The organism is Streptosporangium sp. NPDC006930 (assembly GCF_040635605.1).
Lineage (GTDB): Bacteria > Actinomycetota > Actinomycetes > Streptosporangiales > Streptosporangiaceae > Streptosporangium.
On record NZ_JBEYID010000007.1, the window covers coordinates 320,443 to 339,983 of the forward strand.

At 67.2% G+C, this 19,541-nt stretch carries 13 protein-coding genes and 1 other RNA gene; 5 read left to right on the plus strand and 9 right to left on the minus strand.

What is annotated here, in order from left to right:
• Nucleotide 1 precedes the first annotated feature (1 nt).
• Nucleotides 2-1,153, minus strand: a complete 1,152-nt coding sequence (locus ABZ664_RS15680) for a hypothetical protein (RefSeq protein WP_362509088.1) — start codon at nt 1,151-1,153, stop codon at nt 2-4.
• A 6-nt stretch (nt 1,154-1,159) separates the two neighbouring features.
• Nucleotides 1,160-3,589: a PEP/pyruvate-binding domain-containing protein gene (locus ABZ664_RS15685; protein WP_362509091.1), complete on the minus strand. Its 2,430-nt coding sequence runs from the start codon at nt 3,587-3,589 to the stop codon at nt 1,160-1,162.
• A gap of 263 nt (nt 3,590-3,852) precedes the next feature.
• Between ABZ664_RS15685 and ABZ664_RS15690 the strand changes: the two genes are divergently transcribed.
• On the plus strand, nt 3,853-5,052 hold the full coding sequence (locus ABZ664_RS15690; RefSeq protein WP_362509094.1) for an ATP-grasp domain-containing protein: 1,200 nt from the start codon (nt 3,853-3,855) through the stop codon (nt 5,050-5,052).
• On the plus strand, nt 5,049-6,248 hold the full coding sequence (locus ABZ664_RS15695) for an MFS transporter (protein WP_362509097.1): 1,200 nt from the start codon (nt 5,049-5,051) through the stop codon (nt 6,246-6,248). Before ABZ664_RS15690 ends, ABZ664_RS15695 begins: the two co-directional genes overlap by 4 nt.
• Nucleotides 6,249-6,372: 124 nt before the next feature.
• Here the strand turns inward: ABZ664_RS15695 and ABZ664_RS15700 are convergent, their stop codons facing one another.
• From ABZ664_RS15700 to ABZ664_RS15720, 5 genes are all read right to left on the minus strand, one after another.
• A complete protein-coding gene (locus ABZ664_RS15700) occupies nt 6,373-9,096 on the minus strand; it encodes a BTAD domain-containing putative transcriptional regulator (RefSeq protein ID WP_362509099.1) in 2,724 nt (907 codons plus the stop codon).
• 667 nt (nt 9,097-9,763) lie between these two features.
• Nucleotides 9,764-10,158, minus strand: an RNA gene (gene rnpB, locus ABZ664_RS15705) — RNase P RNA component class A.
• 367 nt (nt 10,159-10,525) lie between these two features.
• Entirely contained in the window at nt 10,526-11,860 is a 1,335-nt protein-coding gene (locus ABZ664_RS15710) for a bifunctional RNase H/acid phosphatase (protein WP_362509102.1), read from the minus strand.
• Nucleotides 11,857-12,597, minus strand: a complete 741-nt coding sequence (locus ABZ664_RS15715; RefSeq protein WP_362509105.1) for a C4-type zinc ribbon domain-containing protein — start codon at nt 12,595-12,597, stop codon at nt 11,857-11,859. Before ABZ664_RS15715 ends, ABZ664_RS15710 begins: the two co-directional genes overlap by 4 nt.
• On the minus strand, nt 12,594-13,430 hold the full coding sequence (locus ABZ664_RS15720; RefSeq protein ID WP_362509109.1) for a Nif3-like dinuclear metal center hexameric protein: 837 nt from the start codon (nt 13,428-13,430) through the stop codon (nt 12,594-12,596). Before ABZ664_RS15720 ends, ABZ664_RS15715 begins: the two co-directional genes overlap by 4 nt.
• A gap of 172 nt (nt 13,431-13,602) precedes the next feature.
• Between ABZ664_RS15720 and ABZ664_RS15725 the strand changes: the two genes are divergently transcribed.
• The 3 genes from ABZ664_RS15725 to ABZ664_RS15735 all read left to right on the plus strand — a co-directional run bounded on the left by ABZ664_RS15725 (nt 13,603) and on the right by ABZ664_RS15735 (nt 17,020).
• Nucleotides 13,603-15,042, plus strand: a complete 1,440-nt coding sequence (locus ABZ664_RS15725; protein ID WP_362509112.1) for an NAD(P)/FAD-dependent oxidoreductase — start codon at nt 13,603-13,605, stop codon at nt 15,040-15,042.
• A gap of 145 nt (nt 15,043-15,187) precedes the next feature.
• Complete coding sequence (locus tag ABZ664_RS15730; RefSeq protein WP_362509115.1) at nt 15,188-16,219, plus strand: dipeptidase; 1,032 nt, start codon at nt 15,188-15,190, stop codon at nt 16,217-16,219.
• Nucleotides 16,220-16,417: 198 nt separating this feature from the next.
• A complete protein-coding gene (locus ABZ664_RS15735; RefSeq protein WP_362509118.1) occupies nt 16,418-17,020 on the plus strand; it encodes a TetR family transcriptional regulator C-terminal domain-containing protein in 603 nt (200 codons plus the stop codon).
• On the opposite strand, the gene ABZ664_RS15740 is transcribed toward ABZ664_RS15735, so the two are convergent.
• Both ABZ664_RS15740 and ABZ664_RS15745 read right to left on the minus strand, forming a co-directional pair.
• A complete protein-coding gene (locus tag ABZ664_RS15740) occupies nt 16,965-17,894 on the minus strand; it encodes a DMT family transporter (RefSeq protein WP_362509121.1) in 930 nt (309 codons plus the stop codon). The genes ABZ664_RS15735 and ABZ664_RS15740 overlap by 56 nt on opposite strands.
• Before the next feature lie 194 nt (nt 17,895-18,088).
• Nucleotides 18,089-19,360, minus strand: a complete 1,272-nt coding sequence (locus tag ABZ664_RS15745; RefSeq protein ID WP_362509124.1) for an MFS transporter — start codon at nt 19,358-19,360, stop codon at nt 18,089-18,091.
• Between the last annotated feature and the right edge of the window lie 181 nt (nt 19,361-19,541).

Here is a 19,541-nt window from a genome sequence, read left to right on the forward strand (position 1 = left end):
CTCAGCGCACCCCCTGGGCCAGCTCGGGGCGGGCGGACACGGAGTCCTTCAGGAAGGTCCTCTTTGAGTAGAAGCCACGCTGGTCGTTCAGGCCGCGGGCGCGAAGGAACCCTTCCAGCCACTGTGCGATCTCTGCTATCTCATCCAGGACAGCGGCCTCGTCCGCAGCGATTGCGGTACGGCTGCGCAGGTACTCCAGTTCGCACTGGTGCAGGACGACGTCGGGGGCGTCCAAAAGGCTGCAGTGGTCGAAGAAGATCCCGTATACGTGTCCGGTGGTCACGGACTCGAAGTTGACGTCGTAACGGACCCGACGGAAAGAGGGGAGCCGGACCGCCTCAACGCCTAGCACGTCGGTGATGTAGTCGCCGAAATGCTCGACCTCGACACCGTAGGTGTGGCTCTCCCTGCGCTCGAAGGAGTCCTCGGCGTACCACTTGCGCTTGACCAGGTGCTTGCCGTCGGTAGTGGGGATGAAGGAGACGTATCCCAGCTCTGCCTCGGGCGCGGTGACCTCGTACAGGTGGTTCAGGTAGTCCCACGCTTGGAACTCATCGCGGTACTCCATGACGTAGCCGGGCAGGTCGCCCGCCAGCAGGCTCCGATAGAGGTCCAGGTTGGCGGTCCATATGTCCACTGGGGGAGTGAGTGTGTACTTGTACTCGAGCTCCTGGCCGGCGAAGCACTTGCGGTAGTACCGCTGGTGGTTGTTGAGGAACAGCGCCTGCTCGCCGTGGAGCCGGGCCGCCTCGGGCAGCCAGCGCAGCGAATCGGCAGGTTCGGCCAGCGGACTCGGGGTGATCCGGATGAAGCACGCGTCTTCCTCAAGGAATCGGATCTGGGAGTACACGTGCAGCCCGTCGCCGGTGTCGCTCAGGTAGAACAGTGGGACGATCGGGCCGTCTCCCAGCAGGCTCCGGACCTCCTGGCTCGGCCGCATGCCGGGGAACAGGGCGACCCCCTCAGATCTGACCCGGCGGTCACCGGCGATCAGCTCGACCGGGCCGAGGTCGGACCAGCGCAGCACGAGGGTGTTGCCCGGGGCCTGCAGCTCCAGTGGAATCAGGATGAGCGGCTCGTCCGCGCGCAGCGGAGCTGTTCCGTTAAGGACGTGCAATCCGCCCAGGACCAGCCAGCAGTTGTTCTCTGTCATGTTCAGTCACTTTCCGCCGGTCACAGTGACGGTCCCACCGCTGATCACTACATGTCCTTCGCTGGGCAGACCCTGGGCCGCCACCGCCGGCAGACGGGCCTCCCGCAGCAGGATGGCCAGGTGGCCAAGGGTGGAGCCCTGATCGAAGACGAACCCTGCGACGTCACCGATAAGGACCGAGAGCACGGCGTACGGGCGAGAGGCCCGGACGATCGGTGGCTCCGAGCAGGCCCGGACTCGCGCGATGATCTCCGCGAGCCCTTCGTGACCGGACAGGTCCTGCGACCTGTCGACACTGACTGCCGGCCCGATCGACAGCCGGCTGAGCACTTCGTCTTCGTCCAGATCGAGCAGCGGCCCAGCGGCGGTTCCCGCCGAGATCACACGCGCGTCGGCGGAGTTCAGGGCGTCCCCGCCCAACAGCGAGTAATCGACGAAGAACAGCTTCCCCGACTGTCGCACCCACTCAAGAGTCATCGGTCCGTACCGGTCACTCATGGCCCCGGTGAACTCGGTGAGCTCGCCTACATGGGCGTTGATCGGGCTGTCGGCCGGGTCGATCCGTCCGTCACGTATCATCACCGCCGCGGCGCCCGAGGTGCCGCGATTGAGTGCCATGAGACCCTCGGGGGTGTACTCGACGATGAAGTCGTCGCCGACGCGCCGGGAGATGATTCCCAGATCGCCCCGAAGGTAGTCCCGAACGATCACTGTGTGCAGCCGGGTGGACTCCGGTCCTGCTCCGGTGGTCTCGGCGAGTCGGCCGAGAAGTTCCGCCTTGTGCACCACGATCTGCCGGAGGGTGTCACCGAAGTCCAATACGCACTCGTCGGCGTAACCCTCGTCGATGACCTCACGCAGTCGACCACCGGTCTCCGCAGCGCACAGGCCGCGCCCGTTGAAGTGGACGACCCAGCCGTGGCCGACACCGACACCGCGTTCGACGGCCAGCCTGTGCGCCGGCCCACGCTTGGCCGCATAGCCGCCATAGATCGCGGAGACCTCACCGAGATCGACGGAGGCGGGTATCTCGTCGAAGTAGAGTCTGTAGGCATCGGCGACCGGCTCGTCATGGCAGGTGTTCTGCCGGGACGCAGCGGTCTGTGGCCGGACCTGGATGAGGTGCACCCCGTCGACGTCGGCGGCCCACTCGACGTCCACGTCATAGCCCTCGGCCGCGCGGAGCCCCTGTACCAACCGCACGACCTCGGCCAGCGCAGGGACATCACCGGTGAGCTCAGCCGATTTGGCAAGGACCGGCACGGCAACCCCGGCGACCAGAGAGTCGGCCAAGCCTTCGACATATTCGATCACGACCCCGTCCTCGGGGTCGGAGAAGGCGACCCCGGCCAGCTCAGGTCGGATCATCCTCTGGACGATGACGGCCAGCCTGGGTGCATGGGAGAAGTCGCCCGCGCGGATCCGGGCCGCCACAGCCGAGGCCTCGTAGTAGGAGCGCCAGCACTGCTCGACCGCCTGGACCACCGCGTCAACGCCCTTTACCCCCAGGACCGTGGTATGGATCCCGGCCAGGCTCGAGCCGGCTGTGTCCTCGTCGAGGCCGGAGGAGCGGACGGCGAACTCGACGCTCTCGTCGTCGCCGAACATGTCGGCGATCCGGATTGCCAGCAATTGCCGGGCCTGTTCGGTCAGGTGCACCCCGGACACGATCTTGTGGATGTCCATCAGGGAGTCCGTGAGGAATGCTCCCACCGTGGCTCGAAGGTCATTGAAGACTGCGGCCAACCCGCGGCGCTGGTCGTCACCGAGCGCTCCGTCGAACTCCTCGGCTGAGATGCAGAACGCGTTAGGGACTCGGAAACGGCGACTGTTCGCCGCCAGAGCGGCGAACTTCGGTCCTGTCCCAGCGGGGTCGACGCTCGCCCCCAGGCCGGGGAAGCGCTGCCGGGCGAACTGCTTGTGGAAGTCCTTGTGGATGTCGCTGCTTCGGGGTCCGGTCGCGCCCTGGTACTTACCGTCGTAGAGTTCGATGTCTCCCTGCGGTCGCCACCACATCATCTGACCGATGTTGATACCCGGATAGACCCGGACCGCGTTCATGGAGTAAAGCTGGAGCGTCCATTGGCCCTTGTACCCGATGTCGCCCAGACTCGCCGACAGGTTGATGAACAGCCCTAGCCTTGCCACCGATGAGCGTGCGGCGAAGGTCGGCGCATAATGCTCGCTGCCCAGGACCTCGATCGTATGCGCAAGATACAGCCGGCCAGGCTCAAGGACATATCCTTCGTCGGGAATCTCAATCTCGTCGCACTCGTTGCCGTGCCGAGCATCCAATGGCATGTTCCGATAAACGCATAGCGTCCGACCGAGCCGGAAGTTGTAGCTGTTCGGATTCACCTGCTCGGGAGTGAAGGGGTCGATGGTGATACGACCGTTCGCCCACTCCCGCTGAATCTCGGCACCCGTGAGGATCACTGTCCACCCGTCCTGAATCTTTGCTGGGTGAACAACATCCCTCCGTGGTGTAACGCAGCAGTATCGCGCCGATGGCGCACCAGATCAGTACAGGACGGCAGCGGCTCCGCTTCACCAGGACCGCAGGACCAGCCGCTACCGACGACCACTGGCGATACCTGCGTGATACGGATGACACGGGATGATTATTCACTTAGCAGCCGATCATCCCCTGGAGAGTCACCATTCACGCCCAAGGAAAACGGCCCCTGCTCATCCTGATCGTGACGGGCCTTCAGAATTACCGTGAGTACCTACTGGCGAGCATCAGTACCCGCTACCGGATTCATCTGTTCACGTTGACCCCGACCACCTGGGAAGATCCTTACCTGGTCGGCAGCACCGTCGTCACGGCGACCGACACCGACACACTCGCCGTGGCGGCCGCCGAGCTGAATGCGCGTGAGCCGGTCAGTGGCGTGATCTGCTGGGACGAATCCCGGGTCCACCAGGCAGCGTGCGTCGCCGAGCGCCTCGGCCTTCCACATACTCCTGCCGAGGCGGTGTGGCGCTGCCGCGACAAATACCAGGGCCGCTCCGCCCTGGCCGGGCTCGCACAGCCGAAGTTCGCTCTGGCCGGGACCGTCGAAGAGGCCTTGGCCGCGGCCGAGAACATCGGCTATCCAGTGGTGGTCAAGCCCCGGGCCGCAGCGGCCAGTTATGGCGTGTCGCTGGTGCGCTCCGCCGAGAAGATGTCCGAATCCTTCGCCTTCGCGGACCAGGCAACCGTGGCACATATGCCCGAGTTCGACCAGTCAGTCCTGGTTGAAGAGTATCTCGCCGGACCCGAAGTGAGCGTGGACTCCGTAGTCGTCGGCGGGCGCGTGACACCGCTGTTCATCGGCCGCAAACAGACCGGCTACCCGCCCTACTTCGAGGAGACCGGCCATGTGGTCACGAACCATGACCCGCTGCTGCGCGACCCCGCTTTCCTCACCTTGCTCCAGGACACCCACACCACGCTCGGCTTCACCCACGGCTGGACTCACGCCGAGCTGAAACTCCACCCGATCCTGAAGATCATCGAGGTGAACGCCCGGCTCGGGGGTGACATGATCCCTTATCTCGGGATGGCCGCCTCAGGGATCGACCCCGGCCTGGCCATCGCCGCGCTGGCCAGCGGCGCCGAGCCGGCGCTCGAGGTGCGACACGACCTGGTGGCGGCGATCCGGTTCTTCTATCCCGAGCATGACGACACCGTTATCGACAGCGTGAAGTTCGACGCTGCGGCGCTGCCGGCCGAAATCGACCGAGCAGTCGCCGTCGTCATGCCCGGCGCCATCGTCTCCCCACCACCGCGCGGCCTGCTGATGGGCCGGATCGCGTACGCCACCGCGGTCGCCCCGACCGAGCAAGAGTGCGTGGCCGCCCTCGACCAGGCGGCCAAAGCACTGCAGATCAGGGAAAGGACGGAGGTTCGGTGACCACCCACCCCCCTCAGACCCACGCCGAGAAAGCCGGTGTAATCGCGACCTTCACCGAGGCGCCGTTCGCCGTGAAGGCGCTTCTCTTCGGTGTTCTGGTCAACAAGCTGGGTTCGTTCGTCCAGGTCTTCCTCATCCTTTTCATGACCACCCGTGGTTTCACAGGGGTCCAAGGAGGGATAGCACTGGGCGTCTACGGTGCCGGCTCCGTTCTGGGCGTGCTGGCCGGCGGCACGCTGGCCGACCGCATCGGCGCCCGGATGACCATCGTTTTGGGAATGGTGGGAACTGCCGTACTTCTCGTCGCCGTGCTGCACATCCGCTGGTACGCGGGGATACTGGCGGCGGTGGCCCTGGTCGGGATGATCAGCCAGGTCTACCGACCGGCAGCCTCCGCATACATCGCCGCGCTGATCCCGGGCGACCAGCAGGTGATGATCACCGCGATGTACCGGCTGGCGCTCAATCTGGGCACCACCGCCGCTCCGCTGCTCGGAGCGGCACTGGCCGCGGTCTCCTACGATCTGTTGTTCTACGGTGAGGCGGCCGCCGCCCTCTGTTACGCCGTGGTCGTCCTGGTGGCCTTGCCGCGCAGAACCGTCGTATCGGTTGCCACCCCTGTCAGTCAGACAGGTGGGTACCTGGTGGTCCTGCGTGACCGCCGCTTCGTCGCCTTCTTGGTCGCTGTGATGCTCAACTCGGCGGTGTACATCCAGTACATGAGCACCCTTCCGCTTGCCATCCGCGAGGCGGGCTTCGACACCTTCTGGTACGGAGTCATGCTCGCGATCAACGGTGCGATTGTGATCTGTTTCGAGCTGTTGATGACCAAGATCGTCCGGACGTGGCGGATGCGACAGGTGGTGACGGTCGGCTTCTTCTTGCTGGGCGCCGGTATGGCCGTATACGCGCTGCCTGGCGGACTGGCGGTGTTCGTCATCGGCACCCTGCTCTGGACACTCGCCGAGATCATCCAGGGGCCGTCGATGTTCGCCTACCCCGCCCTCGCCGCCCCCCCTGAGAGCAGGGGGCGCTATCAGGGTGCCACCCACGCGATGTTCGGTATCGGAACCGCTGTCGGCCCCGCTGTCGGCGTCGTCCTTTGGAGCAACCTCGGCCAGCCTGCCTGGATCATCATGGGCGCGATCTCCGTGCTGGCCCTCATCCCCGCCTGGTATGCCTTCGGCAAGAAGTAGGTGACGTTCACCGGCCGAGCACGGCGGGGGCAGGAAACGCGGCCGACGGGTTTCGGAGCGGATGCCGAGCAAGGCCTGGGCGATGGTTACGGTGACTCGCCCTACCCGTTCTCAGCCTTAGGACTTACTTGTCCAGGAGTTCCTGGGCCTTGCGCCAGAGCTGCAGCGCCCCGACCGTATCCCCAAGCTCTTGTCTAAGGTCGCCGTACCTGCTCAAGGTCTCGGCCTGGTTATAGCGGTGCCCAAGCCGGGGAAGTTGCTCGTCCAGGAGAATCACCTGCCGATAGCACTCCTCAGCCGCGTCAAGGTCGCCGCTGCTCTGGTACGCGTAGGCGAGGCTGTCCCATACGTCGGCCTCGCCGGCCAGGTTTCCGGATTCGCGATTGAGGGTCAATGCCTCGCGGCAGGCCGACACAGCCGTGTCGTAATCGCCGAACGACGCGAAGTACCAACCCAACGCATTGCGCGCCTCGGCCTGCCCGACCGGGTTGTCGTCCTTGGCGTGCAGATCGAATGCCCGCTCGGCGTGGTGCCGGCACTCGTGCTTACGGTGACGTCTACCGCTGTACAGGCTGAGACGGTGATGGGTCCTGGCCTGTCCGCCGATGTCGCCGATCTCTTCGAACAGGGCGAGCGCGCGGACCAGTTCCGGCTCGGCGCCTTCGCCTGCGGGATCCAGCAAGTCGGCGGCACTCCCGAACTCCAGCCGAGCGATGGCCTCAGCGTACGGATCTCCAAGGGCACATGTCGCATCGACCGTGTTCTTGGCCACCCGATACCAGTCGTGCCAGTGACCGAGCGGTTCCAGGAAGGGAGCGAGCCCCTCGACGATCCGCCACGTGTGGTTGGGGAGGCCGTCGTCCTGCGCCTTGAGAAGTGCTGCAATGATCGAGCCTCGGTTGTCCTCGAACCAAGCTTCAGCCTCGGCCACCGTTTGGAAATGGGTCGTGAGCACTCCGTGCTGCAGGGTGGGCAGCGGGGTGAGGCGGCGGGTGGGCATGAGCAGTCCCACAGCTCGGTGGACGTTGTGGAGGTAGTAATCCAGCACACGGTTGGAGGCCAACCGTCGGTCGGCCTCCAGCTCCTCCTGGTTCACGACCTCCGCGGCGAAGCTGTGGACCAGGTCGTGCATCGAGTACTGCCCCGGTCTCACATTCTCCACCAGGTGGTTTCTCGCGAGGTTGGTGAGAGCTTTTTGCGTGCTCGCCAGGGACATCCCGGCGAGAGTGGCCGCCGCCGCAGTGGTCACCTGATTTCCATGATGGAGGCCGAAGAAGCGCAACAGCCTACGTCCATCGTCGGTCAGGTGCCGGTAGGAGCCGTGGAGCAGGGATCGCATGCTGGTCGCGGTGTCGCCGGTTTCCAACCGGTCCAGCGGGCTCAGCGTCTCCTCGAACATCTCTACGAAGTCCGCGAGTCGCAAAGACGGCTGGCTGAGGGTCATCGAGGCCAGGATGCTGGCCGCAAGCGGAATGCACTCTGACATCGCGACCATCGTGGATATCGCCTCGGGCTCAGCCTTGACCCGCTCGTCCCCGACGAATTCCTCGATCAACTTGGCCGTCTCGTCCATCCGCAACGGTCCCAACCTGATCGACTTGGCGCCGGTACTGACCAGGAGGCCGGTCAGCTGGTTGCGGCTGGAAATGACGGTCAGGCAGCCGGACGAAGCGGGGATCAGGGGAAGTACCTGCTCGGTGTCCCCGACGTTGTCGAGAATCAACAGCACCCGTTTGCCCGCGAGCGCACTTCGGAACAGGGCCGCCTGCGCCTCGAGCTGTACCGGGATTTGACTTTCCGGAACGCGGAGCGCGTTGAGCATGGACCGGAGCGCGGTCTCCGGCTCGATCGGATTGCCCGAGGTCTCGAAGCCTCGGAGGTTGAGGAAGAGCTGGCCGTCAGGGAACAGATCTGCCACTTGATGTGCCCAGTGCACGGCCAAAGCAGTCTTGCCGATGCCCCCGATGCCGCTGATCACCACGATGGAGGCAGCCGTCCTGTCCCCTCGCTGCGTCTGACTCAGTACTTGGTTGAGTACTCCTAGCCCGTCGACTCGTCCTGTGAAGTGATACGGGGCTGCGGGCAGCTGTCGGGGTACCATCGCGGGCGACTCGATCGCCTGCTGCCGGGCTTCTGGTTCTTCACCGGCTTGCGGCACGACCAGGGTTTCGTCGTTCTTGAGTATCGCCAGATGCAGTTGCTGCAGTTCGAGCCCCGGCTCGCTTCCCAGCTCCTTGATGAGCTCGCGGCGAATCCTCTGGAAGGCGGCGAGAGCGTCACCCTTACGCCTACTGCGGTAGAGGGCCGTCATCAACTGAGCCCAGAACCGCTCACGGAACGGATGTGACTCGACAGCGCGCTCGAGCTCCAACACGATGTCATCGTGATGCCCGAGCGCGAGCTGGGCCTCGTAATGCAGCTCCAGAGTTCGCTGATGAAGCTGCTCGAGGTAGGGCAGCTCGCGCTCCCGAAGGCTCGCGGACGGCACCTCGGTGAATGGCTCGCCAGACCAAAGCGCAAGCGCTCGCTGCAGCTCGCCTGCGGCCGCCCTCCAGTTGCCCTCCCGTACAGCGGACCTCGCGTTCATCGCGTGCCGTTGAAACATCAGCAGGTCTACCTCATGCACCTCGGCTCTGATCTGGTAGCCCTGCGGTCGGGTCACGATCCTGCCGCCCAGTTCGTCGCCCAGTGCTTGACGCAGCCGCATCACATAGGTGCGCAGAGCTACTCTGGCGTTTTCCGGAGGGTATCTGCCCCAGAGGACCTCGATCAGGTGTTCCACCGACAGAGGCTGGTTCGGTTTTGCCAAGAGTGCGGCCAGTAGCGCGCGCTGACGGCCGGAGTTCACGGGAATCGTTCTATGGCCGTCGCTGATACTCAGCGGCCCGAGTATCTGGGCTTCCAACCGTCACCCAGCCTTTCACCATTCTCCTAACGCAACACTTTTGCTGTCAATATTTCCATGATATGGGTACCGGATTCGTAGAGCTAGTAGTACGGGCATCGCGATATACTTCTGGCCTTGGGAGGCGTTGAGGTTTTCTCGATGAAAGAGATCCGGACAGATCGAATTCGAATATCGCAGTGGCCCGAAACAAGCGTGAAACCGCCGGCAGAAGAGTGTCTTGCGACGGATCAACCTCTACACGGAACGGCTCTATATGATCTAGAAAAAGTCATTATCCGTCCTTGAAAGACCAGCACGGAAAGTGTTACCGCACCCGCACGCTACGCACTGAACTCGGCCGACGTTGAGAGCATCGAGATGTTGCCGAAGAACGCGGCAGCAGACGATCCCGCCGGCGAAGATTTCCTCCGACGCCCGTGGCGGTTCGAGGGCCTACTACTTAAGCAGGTGCGGAGATTCCTCGCCCTCGGTCCGTTTCGACCAAACGGGTTCGTCTCGTGAACCAAGCGGGGCCGGGGGCGTCTTCGTGATCTCTCGGGCGAATGTGCCCTAAATGTGCCCTGATCTTGCCTGACGGATGCTCCATGCCAGGTCAGCGGCTTAAGGGCGGACGAGTCGGCCTGTAGGCCGGGTTTTGTCCTTCACGTGTGTGAAGGGGCGACCATCCATCTAGGACCGACGTTGCCGTCGGCCTCAAGCGGTCTACCCGCGCGACTCGGGCGAGCAGCCCTCAGGCGTCGCGCGCGGGACGCTCCGAAGAGCGCCCCTTCTTGACCTTGCTCCAGGTGGGGTTTACCGAGCCGCCCACGTCACCGTGGGCGCTGGTGGTCTCTTACACCACCGTTTCACCCTTACCTCGTCCTGCGACGAGGCGGTCTGTTCTCTGTGGCACTTTCCCGCGGGTCACCCCGGGTCGGCGTTACCGACCACCCTGCTCTGTGGAGCCCGGACCTTCCTCGGCGGGCCTCGTAAGAGACCCGACGCGGCCGCCCGGCCGGCTCGTCCGCCGTGATCCAAGCCTAACGGCTCCCAAGTGGACTCCAACCGAGCGGCAAGTCGCGTGCGCTGGAATATGGATCAAGCGAGACGGGACGGACGAGCACCGGGGGAACCGATGAGAGCACCGACGACCGGCGGGGCAGCCGGTTTCGCACGCCGTGAGGGTTCCGGCCGCCGCGGAGGGCGAATGTTTCACCGCCTCCGCGGCCGGGGCCTGTCATGGACGTGAGCCGCCTGCGCGGGGATTTCAGCATCCCCGCGGCCTTTAGTGGATGGGGTTCACCACCCCTGCGGCCTTTCGTGGACGTGAGACCGCCGAGGCGGGGGTCTCATCGCCTTCACGGTCGTCCGTGGAGGTGAGACCGACGGTTCAGCGTAGGTGCGAGGTGTCGTTGAACGCCTTCACCACCGCCGGGCCGTCGGCGTAATACTCGATCAGGGACAAAGCTGACAGGTCGAGATGCATGCGGTACAGCGCGCCGAGGGGAGCGAGCAGCGCGGACTGCAGCAGCATCTTGATCGGCGTGACGTGGGAGACGGCGAGGACCGTCCTTCCCTCGTAGCGCTCTATCAGCAGGTCCCCGATCGCCTGGACCCGCCGCGCCGCCACCCCGAAACTCTCCCCACCCGGCGGCGCGGCGGACGGGTCCGCCAGCCACGCGGCGAGTTCGTCGGGCCAGCGGCGCTGGATCTCGGTGAACGTGTAGCCTTCCCAGGCGCCGAAGTCGGCCTCCCGCAGCCCTTCCTCGACGACGACCTCAAGTCCCGTCCTCGCCGCGACGATCTCCGCGGTGGCGCGGGCGCGCTTGAGCGGCGAGCTGACGATCACCTGGATGTCGTACGGCTTCCCGGCCAGTTTGACCGCGGCGGCCTCGGCCTGGGCGATGCCGTTGGGTGTGAGCTCGGGGTCTCCGAGCCCGGAGAACCTCCGTTCGATGGAGAGCGGCGTCTCACCGTGCCGGAGCAGGTACAGCGAGGTCGCGGTGGAGGTGGGCGGGCGCCAGCCGGTGCTCGAACCGGGGGGAGCGATCGTCAGAGTCGCCTGCGCCGTACGGTCCGCCTCGGCCGGCTCTCCCGTCCGGGCCGCCCGCGCCGACGCCTCCGACGCCTCCGCCGACCGGTCCCGCGTTCCGGGGAGTCGGCCGCCGGATGCTTCCGTCTCGGAGGCCCGGCCACCGGGAACTCCCGTGCTGGAGACTCCCCTGCCGCCAGGCGCTTCACCGACAGGGGGCCGACCTCCGGGTGCTCCCGCGCCAGAAGAGGCCGAGAGGCGCCAGGGGCGGCCCTTGGCCGCGGCGTCCATCGCCTCGTTGGCGAGGCGGTCGGCGTCCTTGTTCTTCTCGCGGGGGATCCAGCGCCAGGTCACCCTGAGACGTCTGGCGAGGGCCGCGGCCTCCAGGGCGAGGGGACGCAGGCCCTCGTTCTTGATCTTCCACCGGCCGGCCATCTGCTCGATGACCAGCTTGGAGTCCATCCGGACCTCGACCTTCGCGCCGTCGCCGGCGAGGGCGAGGAGGGAGGTCAGGCCCGCGATGAGCCCGCGGTACTCGGCGACGTTGTTGGTCTGGGTGCCGATCGACTCGGCGGTCTCGACCAGCGCCTGGCCGTCGGCGGCGTCCTTGACGACGGCACCGTAGCCGGCCGGGCCCGGGTTGCCCCGCGAGCCGCCGTCCGCCTCGATGACGTACGAGGTCACAGGACTCACAGGCCGGACTCGGCGGTACGGACGAGGATCCGGCGGCACTCCTCGCAGCGGATGACCTCTTCGTGGGAGGCGGCCTTGATGCGGTTGATCTCGGCGATGGACAGGCTCGTACGGCAGCCGAGGCAGCGGGCTCCCTGGAGCATCGCGGCGCCCACCCCGAACTGCTCCCTGAGCTTCTCGTAGAGGGCGAGCAGGTCGGCCGGGATGTCGCCGGCGACCTCGGTGCGCTTGCCCTGGAGCTCGCCCTTCTCCTTGTCGATCTCGGCGAAGGCGGCGTCCCTGCGGTCCTCGGCGGAGCCGCGGGTGCCGGCGAGCTCGTCGCGCTCGGCCACGAGCTTGGTGACCCGCTCGTCGGCCGACTCGCGGCGCTCCATGATCTCCAGCACGACCTCCTCCAGATCGTCCTGCCTGCGCTTCAGGGAGACGATCTCGGACTGGAGGCTGGCCAGGTCCTTGGGCGAGGAGACCTGGCCGGAGTCGAGGCGCTTCTGGTCGCGCTCGGCGCGGGTGCGGACCGAGTCGACGTCGGCCTCGGCCTTGCTCTGCTCGCGGGCGAGGTCGCCGGACTCGGTCTCGGCGGCGATCACCTGGGTCGCGATGCGGGCGATGCGCCCGGAGAGCTCGTCGATCTGGGCCAGCTCGGGAAGGGTGCGGCGGCGATGGGCCAGCCGGTCGAGGGCGGAGTCGAGTTCGGCCAGGTCAAGCAGACGTTTCTGGGCCGCAGGAGCTGCTTTCACGTGAAATCCTCGCACTTTGCTGTTGTGTTCCAGGCGTCCGTGACCGTCTCGGATACGCGCGTCTCAACAGTAATCCCCCTGGCGGCCGACGCGGACGCGAGATGGTGTGCCGCGTCGGCGAGCCAGGGCCATTCGGTGGCCCAGTGGGCCGCGTCGATCAGCGCGGGGCCACCGGAGTTCTCCATGAACTCGCTGGCCGGGTGGTGGCGCAGATCGGCGGTGAGGAAGACGTCCACCCCGGCGGCGCGGGCCGTCCCGAGCAGGGAGTCTCCGGCTCCGCCGCTGACCGCGATCCGCTGGACGGCGCGGTCGGGATCTCCGGCGACCCGCAGGCCGCCCGCCGTGGCGGGGAGCCCGCGGGCGGCCTGCCTGGCGAATTCGGCGAGGGGGACGGGCTCTGGCAGCGAGCCGACGCGGCCCAGTCCGCGCCGGGGGTCGTCGGCGGCGGGGCTGAGGGGGACGAGCGGGCCGGTCAGGCCAACGGCGCGGGCGAGTGCGTCGGAGACTCCGGGGTCGGCGACGTCGGCGTTGGTGTGGGCGGTGAAGAGCCCGATGTCGTTCTTGATCAGCGTGTGGATCAGGCGGCCCTTGGAGGTGGTCGCCGCGACACTCGTGGTGCCGCGCAGGTAGAGCGGATGGTGGGTGACGACGAGGTCGGCGCCCCAGTCGAGGGCCTCCTCGGCGACGGCGGCGACCGGGTCGACCGCGAACAGGATCTTGCGCACCTCGGCGGCGGGATCCCCGCAGACGAGCCCGACCGCATCCCACGACTCGGCCCATCTCGGGTCGTAGCGGGACTCCAGCTCTGTGACGATGTCGGCAAGCGTAGGCACGTGCGCAGAATATCGGCCCTCTCCAACGGTCAGGTCTCCCCCTGGAGCTCCAGGCCCCCGGTGGCCTGCCAACGGCCACCTCGGGATTTCCCCAGTGATTGCCCCGGCGGCTTCCACGGCTTCGGGGGCATCGCCTAGCGTCAGTGAACACTCACACCCGGAGGGCGTGCGCATGGGGCCTAATGTCGCGATCATCGGTGCCGGATTCGGCGGCCTGTGTATGGCCATCCAGTTGGAGAAGGCCGGCATCCGCTCGTACACGATCTTCGAGAAGGGGTCCGACGTCGGGGGGACCTGGCGCGACAACACCTATCCGGGGGCGGGCTGCGACACCCACTCGCATCTCTACTCCTTCTCCTTCGAGAGATACTCCAGCCGGACGCGCCGCTATGCCGGGCAGCCGGAGATCCTGGGTTACCTGCGGGGGTGTGCCGACAAGTACGGCCTGCGTTCCCGTATCCGGCTGAACACCGCGGTCGTCTCCGCCGCCTTCGACGAGTCGCTGGGCAAATGGCGGGTCCGTACGCCGGCCGGGGAGGAGGTGTTCGACGTGGTGGTGTCGGCGATAGGGCAGCTGAACCGGCCCCAGTTGCCCGATATTCCGGGAATATCGACATTCAATGGAGCGGCCTTCCACTCCGCGCGCTGGGACCACTCCGTCGACCTGGCGGGCAGACGAGTCGCCGTGATCGGGAACGGGTCGTCGGCGGCGCAGTTCGTCCCGAAGGTGGCCGAGGTGGCCGGGCACCTGGACCTCTTCCAGCGAACCCCCAACTGGGTGCTTCCCAAGCAGGGCACCGACTTCAGCCCGCGCGTGCGGACGGCCTTCCGCCTCGCGCCGTTCCTGCAGCGTGCCTACCGCGAGTGGGTCTACCGGTACGCGGAGCACATCCTCTACCCGGCCCTGGCCGGGGGCTGGAGCACGGACCTGGTGCGCAAGTATGCCCTCGGGCACCTGCACGAGCAGGTCTCCGACCCGGTGCTACGGGCCAAGCTGACCCCTTCCTACCCGCTCGGCTGCAAGCGGGTCGTCATCGACAGCGACTTCTATCCCGCGCTGACCCGCCCCAACGTGGACGTCGTCACCGACCGGATCACCCGGATCGTCCCCGGCGGCGTGGAGACCGTCGCCGGAGTCCGCGAGGCCGACGCGATCGTCTACGCGACCGGCTTCGAGACCTCGGAGTTTCTGAGCACGATCGAGGTCACCGGACGCGACGGGCGGCGGCTGGCCGAGGAGTGGAAGGAAGGCGCCGAGGCGTACCTGGGCATCGCCGTGCCGCACTTCCCCAACCTGTTCCTGCTGTACGGCCCCAACACCAACCTCGGTCACACCTCGATCGTCTTCATGCTCGAATGCCAGGTCCGGTACATCATGGGCTGCCTGCCGCAGCTGGCCTCACGCGGGCCGATGGAGGTGAGGCCGGAGGCGATGGACACCTGGCGGCAGAACCTCGACCGGGACATGGAGGGCATGGTCTGGCAGGCGGGCTGCACGAGCTGGTACAAGAACGCCTCGGGCAGGGTCACCGGCAACTGGCCGGGCAGTGCGACCGCCTACCGCCGTCTCACCAAAACCCCGCGCCCCGAGGCCTTCCACTTCGCGCGCTGACCCACTCCGCGCACGCGAGTACGCGAAGCCCCCAGATCGTCGTCGCTCTCTCGGTCAACACCCACTCCGCGCGCGAGTACGCGAAGGCCCGGCGGGCCGATAGCGTCGTGTCGAACCAGAGCCGTCCGCGCAGAAGGGCCCGCCCGTGTCCGCCGACCTCCACCGCGACTCCGTGGTCGCCGATACCCACAACGATCTGCTGATGGCGGTCACCGCGCGTCCGCCGCACCGCTGGGCGTCGTTCTTCCGGGAGCGCTGGCTGCCGCAGTTGCGTGAGGGAGGGGTGAACCTCCAGGTGCTGCCGGTCTTCGTCGACGAGCAGCACCGTCCCGAGGGGGCGCTGCGCCAGACCCTGCGCATGATCGAGTGCGCCCACACGCTGGCCGAGGGCAACGCGGAGACCGTCCGCCTGTGCCTGGACGGCGCGCAGATAGACCAGGCCCTCGCCGAGGGCAAGATCGCCCTGGTCCTGGCGATGGAGAGCATGCCGGGCCTGGACGCCTCCGTCGAACTGCTGCCGACCCTGCACCGCCTGGGCGTGCGGATCGCCTCGATCGCGCACTGGGGCCGCACCGCGCTGGCCGACGGCAGCGGCGAGGACGCCACCGGCGGCAGGCTCACCGGCGCCGGAGTCCAGACGCTGCGGGAGATGGAACGCCTCGGCATGATCTTCGACATCTCCCACCTGAGCGTCTCGGGGGTCGAGCACGTGCTGGAGCTGACGAGCAGGCCGGTGATGGCCACCCACTCCTCGGCCCGCGCGCTGCGCGAGCACCACCGCAACCTCACCGACGACCAGATCCGCGCCGTCGCCGCGACCGGCGGCGTCGTCTGCGTCAACTTCCTGGCCGCCTTCCTGGCCGAGGATCCGGCCGAGTACACCGTGGACCGGCTGGTGGACCACATCGAGCACGTCGCGGGCGTCGGCGGTATCGACCACGTCGGCCTGGGCCCCGACTTCGTGCGCGAGGTGCTGCACGACGTGACTCCCCCGTGCTGCGAGACGGACTACGACGTCGATCCCTTCGCGGCCCTGCCGGGACTGTCGGGCCCCGGCGGGCTGCCCCTGGTCACCGACGCCCTGCTCAAGCACGGCTTCGCCGACGAGGAGATCACGAAGATCATCGGCGGCAACGTACACCGGCTGTTCCGCGCCGAGCTGGGCAGGCCCGCTTGAGCGAGCCCGGCCGGTGCCCGGGCGACGGGGCGCGGCGCGGCGGGATCCCCCTCTGAGTCTCGGCTCCTCACCGTCCGTGGCGTTCCTACTCCCAAGTAGGTGACAGCGCGTGGGGTGCCCGATTCGTCCTGTGCATACCTCTGTACCCCGGCTGCACCCCGGCCCGGACGGCGATCCCTGACGCGCTAGTGTTCCCTTGTGGCAAGGGGATTTGGGCGATTACGTCGTGAAGATCTGCTCCGGACCGCCTGTGATGTCATCGCGGCCCGGGGCTTCGGTCACACGCGGACAACCGACATCGCCCAGGCGGCCGGCGTCAGCCAGGCGCTGCTCTTCTACCATTTCGAGACCAAGGAGAAGCTCTTCGCCCAGGCCTTCTCCTACGCCGCCCAGCTCGACCTGGACGCGCTCACCAAGGTGGAGGAGTCCGGTGGCTCCCCCCTCGACCGGCTGCGGGCTCTGCTCAGGTTCTATCCGCCCAGCGGGAAATCCAAGTCGTGGGCCCTGTGGATCGACGCCTGGGCCGAGTCGATACGCAACGCCGAGCTTGAGGAGACGTCCCGCAGGATCGACATGCGCTGGAAGGAGGCGCTCCGCGCGATCATCGACGACGGCGTCACGGCGGAGGTCTTCACCTGTGCGGACCCCGAGGGCACGACCTGGCGGGTCATGTCTCTCATCGACGGCCTTTCCACGCAGGTGACGGTGCACCGGCGGGTGCTCTCGCGGGCGCGGATGACCGAGTTCATCCGGACGGCCGCGGCGGCGGAACTGGGCCTCTCCCCCGCCGAGCTGAGCTGAACAGTCCCCCGGGCGACACGACCAGGAGCATGGCGAGGGCGATCAGCCCGCCGCCGAGGTAGACGCCCGTGGTGAGCGGCTCCCCGTGCAGTGCCACGGCGAGAACGGTCACCCAGAGCGGCTGGGTCGACAGGATCACCGCGGCGGACACCGGCGAGACATGGACCTGGCCCCAGGAGCGGGCCAGGAAACCCAGGGCGCAGGCCACGATCGACAGGTGGCCGAGGATCGCCCAGTCGCCCGGCGTCGAGGGCAGGGTGAGACCGTCCGGCGTGGCGAGGGCACCCGTCATGGCGGCGATGGTGCCGAGCTGGATCACCGTGACCGCGTAGGCGTTCTGCCGCGCCTCGGCGGAGTTGCCGAGCAGCAGCGTGTGGACCGCGTACAGGACCGCCGACAACAAAGTGGCGACCAGCGCGGGCAGGACGATGTCCCCCTCCGCCTCCCTCATCAGGGCGAACGCGGTCATCGCGGCCGTGGCCAGCGCCACCGAGGCCCAGATGCGGGCCGACGTCCTGGCTCCGAGCAGGAACAGCCCGAGAACAGGGGTGATCACCACGTACGAGCCGACCGTGAACCCCGAGACCGACGAGGGCAGATCGTGCAGTGAGACCGCCTGGGCCGTCTGGCCCACGCCGAACAGCAGGCCGAGCAGGATGCCGGTGCGCCAGGCGTTCTCCGAGAGCCCTCGCAGGCTTCTCGGGCGCAGCGCGAGCAGTACGAGGGCGGCGATGCCGTACCGCTCGGCGAGAAGGTCCGCCACCGGCACGCGGACGATGAGATCCTTCATCAGCGGGAAAGCCGACCCCCATGCGGCGCTGACGAAGATCAGAAGCACGATTCCCAGAACGGGCCGGGGGGTTACCACTGCCATACCCGAAGGGTCGCATCACCCTCGGCGACCGAATGGTCACCGAAAGGATCGGGGGTGACATGGATACAACGCTGAGTGAAAGACGCAACACCGGCACGAGAGGCCTCATACCTCCACTTGTCTTTCCGCCAGGGGCCGACGGGGGCCCGGCGCTCAGCGGCCCTTCCGACAGGGAGCCGACGGGGGCCCGGCGCTCAGCGGACCGAGCGGATCTTCCAGACGAGGACGGCCCCGAGGAGGACGAGGGCCGCCGAGGTCATGTAGAGGACGGGATAACCGCCGAGACCTGCCACGATGGGACCGGCGATGGCGGGGCCGAGCACCTGGGGGCCGGAGTTGGCGATGTTGATGACGCCGAGGTCCTTGGCACGCCCCTCGGCGGCGGGCAGGACCTGGGTGACGAGGGCGTTGTCGACCGAGAGGTAGATGCCGAAGCCGACCCCCATGATCGCGGCGCCGACCGTCGCGACCTGCCAGTGCGGCCAGAAGGCGAGCATCACCGCGGGGATGACGCTGATCAGGCCGGAGATCGTGACGAGCGCCCTGCGGCGGCCGAGCCTGTCGGAGACGACTCCCGCGACGACGGTGGTGAGCACGACGGCCACGGTGTAGATCAGGATCAGCACGAGCAGGCCGTCCTCGGCCTTCTCACCGGGGAAGAGCCTCTCGTAGCCGACCGCGTCGGCGAGGAAGTACAGCAGGTAGAGCGTGGCGACCGCGTTGCCCAGCTGCATCAGGAAGCGGGTCAGCCAGGCCCAGAAGAAGTCGGGGTGGGTGCGGGGGCTGATCCAGAACCCCTTCAGGAAGGCTCCGAGGTCGAAGGGCGGCCTGTCCGTCAGGCGGGGGTCGGGGGTGGTGAGGACGAAGGGGAGCACGCAGAGCGGGATCAGCGCCGCTATCAAGAAATATCCGGATTCGGTGGTGGTGGCCACCATGGTGACCAGGACCACGGCGAACACCACCCCGAGCGACTGGGGAATCCCGATCCAGCCGGAGACCTCACCTCGCTGACCGACCGGTACGTGGTCGGGCACCCCCGCGCCGAGCGCGGCCTGCATCGCGTTGAGCCCGGCCTGCGCGAGACACCATCCGGCCATCACACCGAGGATCGAGTCCTGGCCCGCCAACAGGACCAGCGCCCCGGCCCCGGCCAGCGCCCCGCCCAGCGACCACGGATGCCTGCGCCCGAAACGCCCTGCCGTACGGTCCGACAACGCTCCGGCGACGGGGTTGAACAGCATCGCGACGGCGGCCCCCGCCCCGGTCACCAGTGCCAGCGCCCCTTCCTTGCCCGCCGGGTCGATCGACGCCACCTGCGAGGGCAGCAGCACCTGGAGCGGCCCGAAGTAGGCCATCCAGAGCGCGAGGTTGGCGAGCGAGATGCCGGCCACCCACCAGGGCCCCACCCTGCGGGTCGGCTCGGCGAGCGCCGCCCGCGGGTCGGGGACAGGCTGGGCGACGCTCATGAAACCTCGCATCTTCGCGGCTCGGCATCTTCGTGGTTCGACATCCTCACGGCTCGGCGCCTACGCGGTCCAGCGTTTCCCGTCTCGGCATCCTCACAGATCGATATCTCCGCCGAGCGGATCGCCGACCTGAGGGCTCGACGCCTCCCGGCGGCGTCTCCCGGGGGCGTCTCCCGATCAC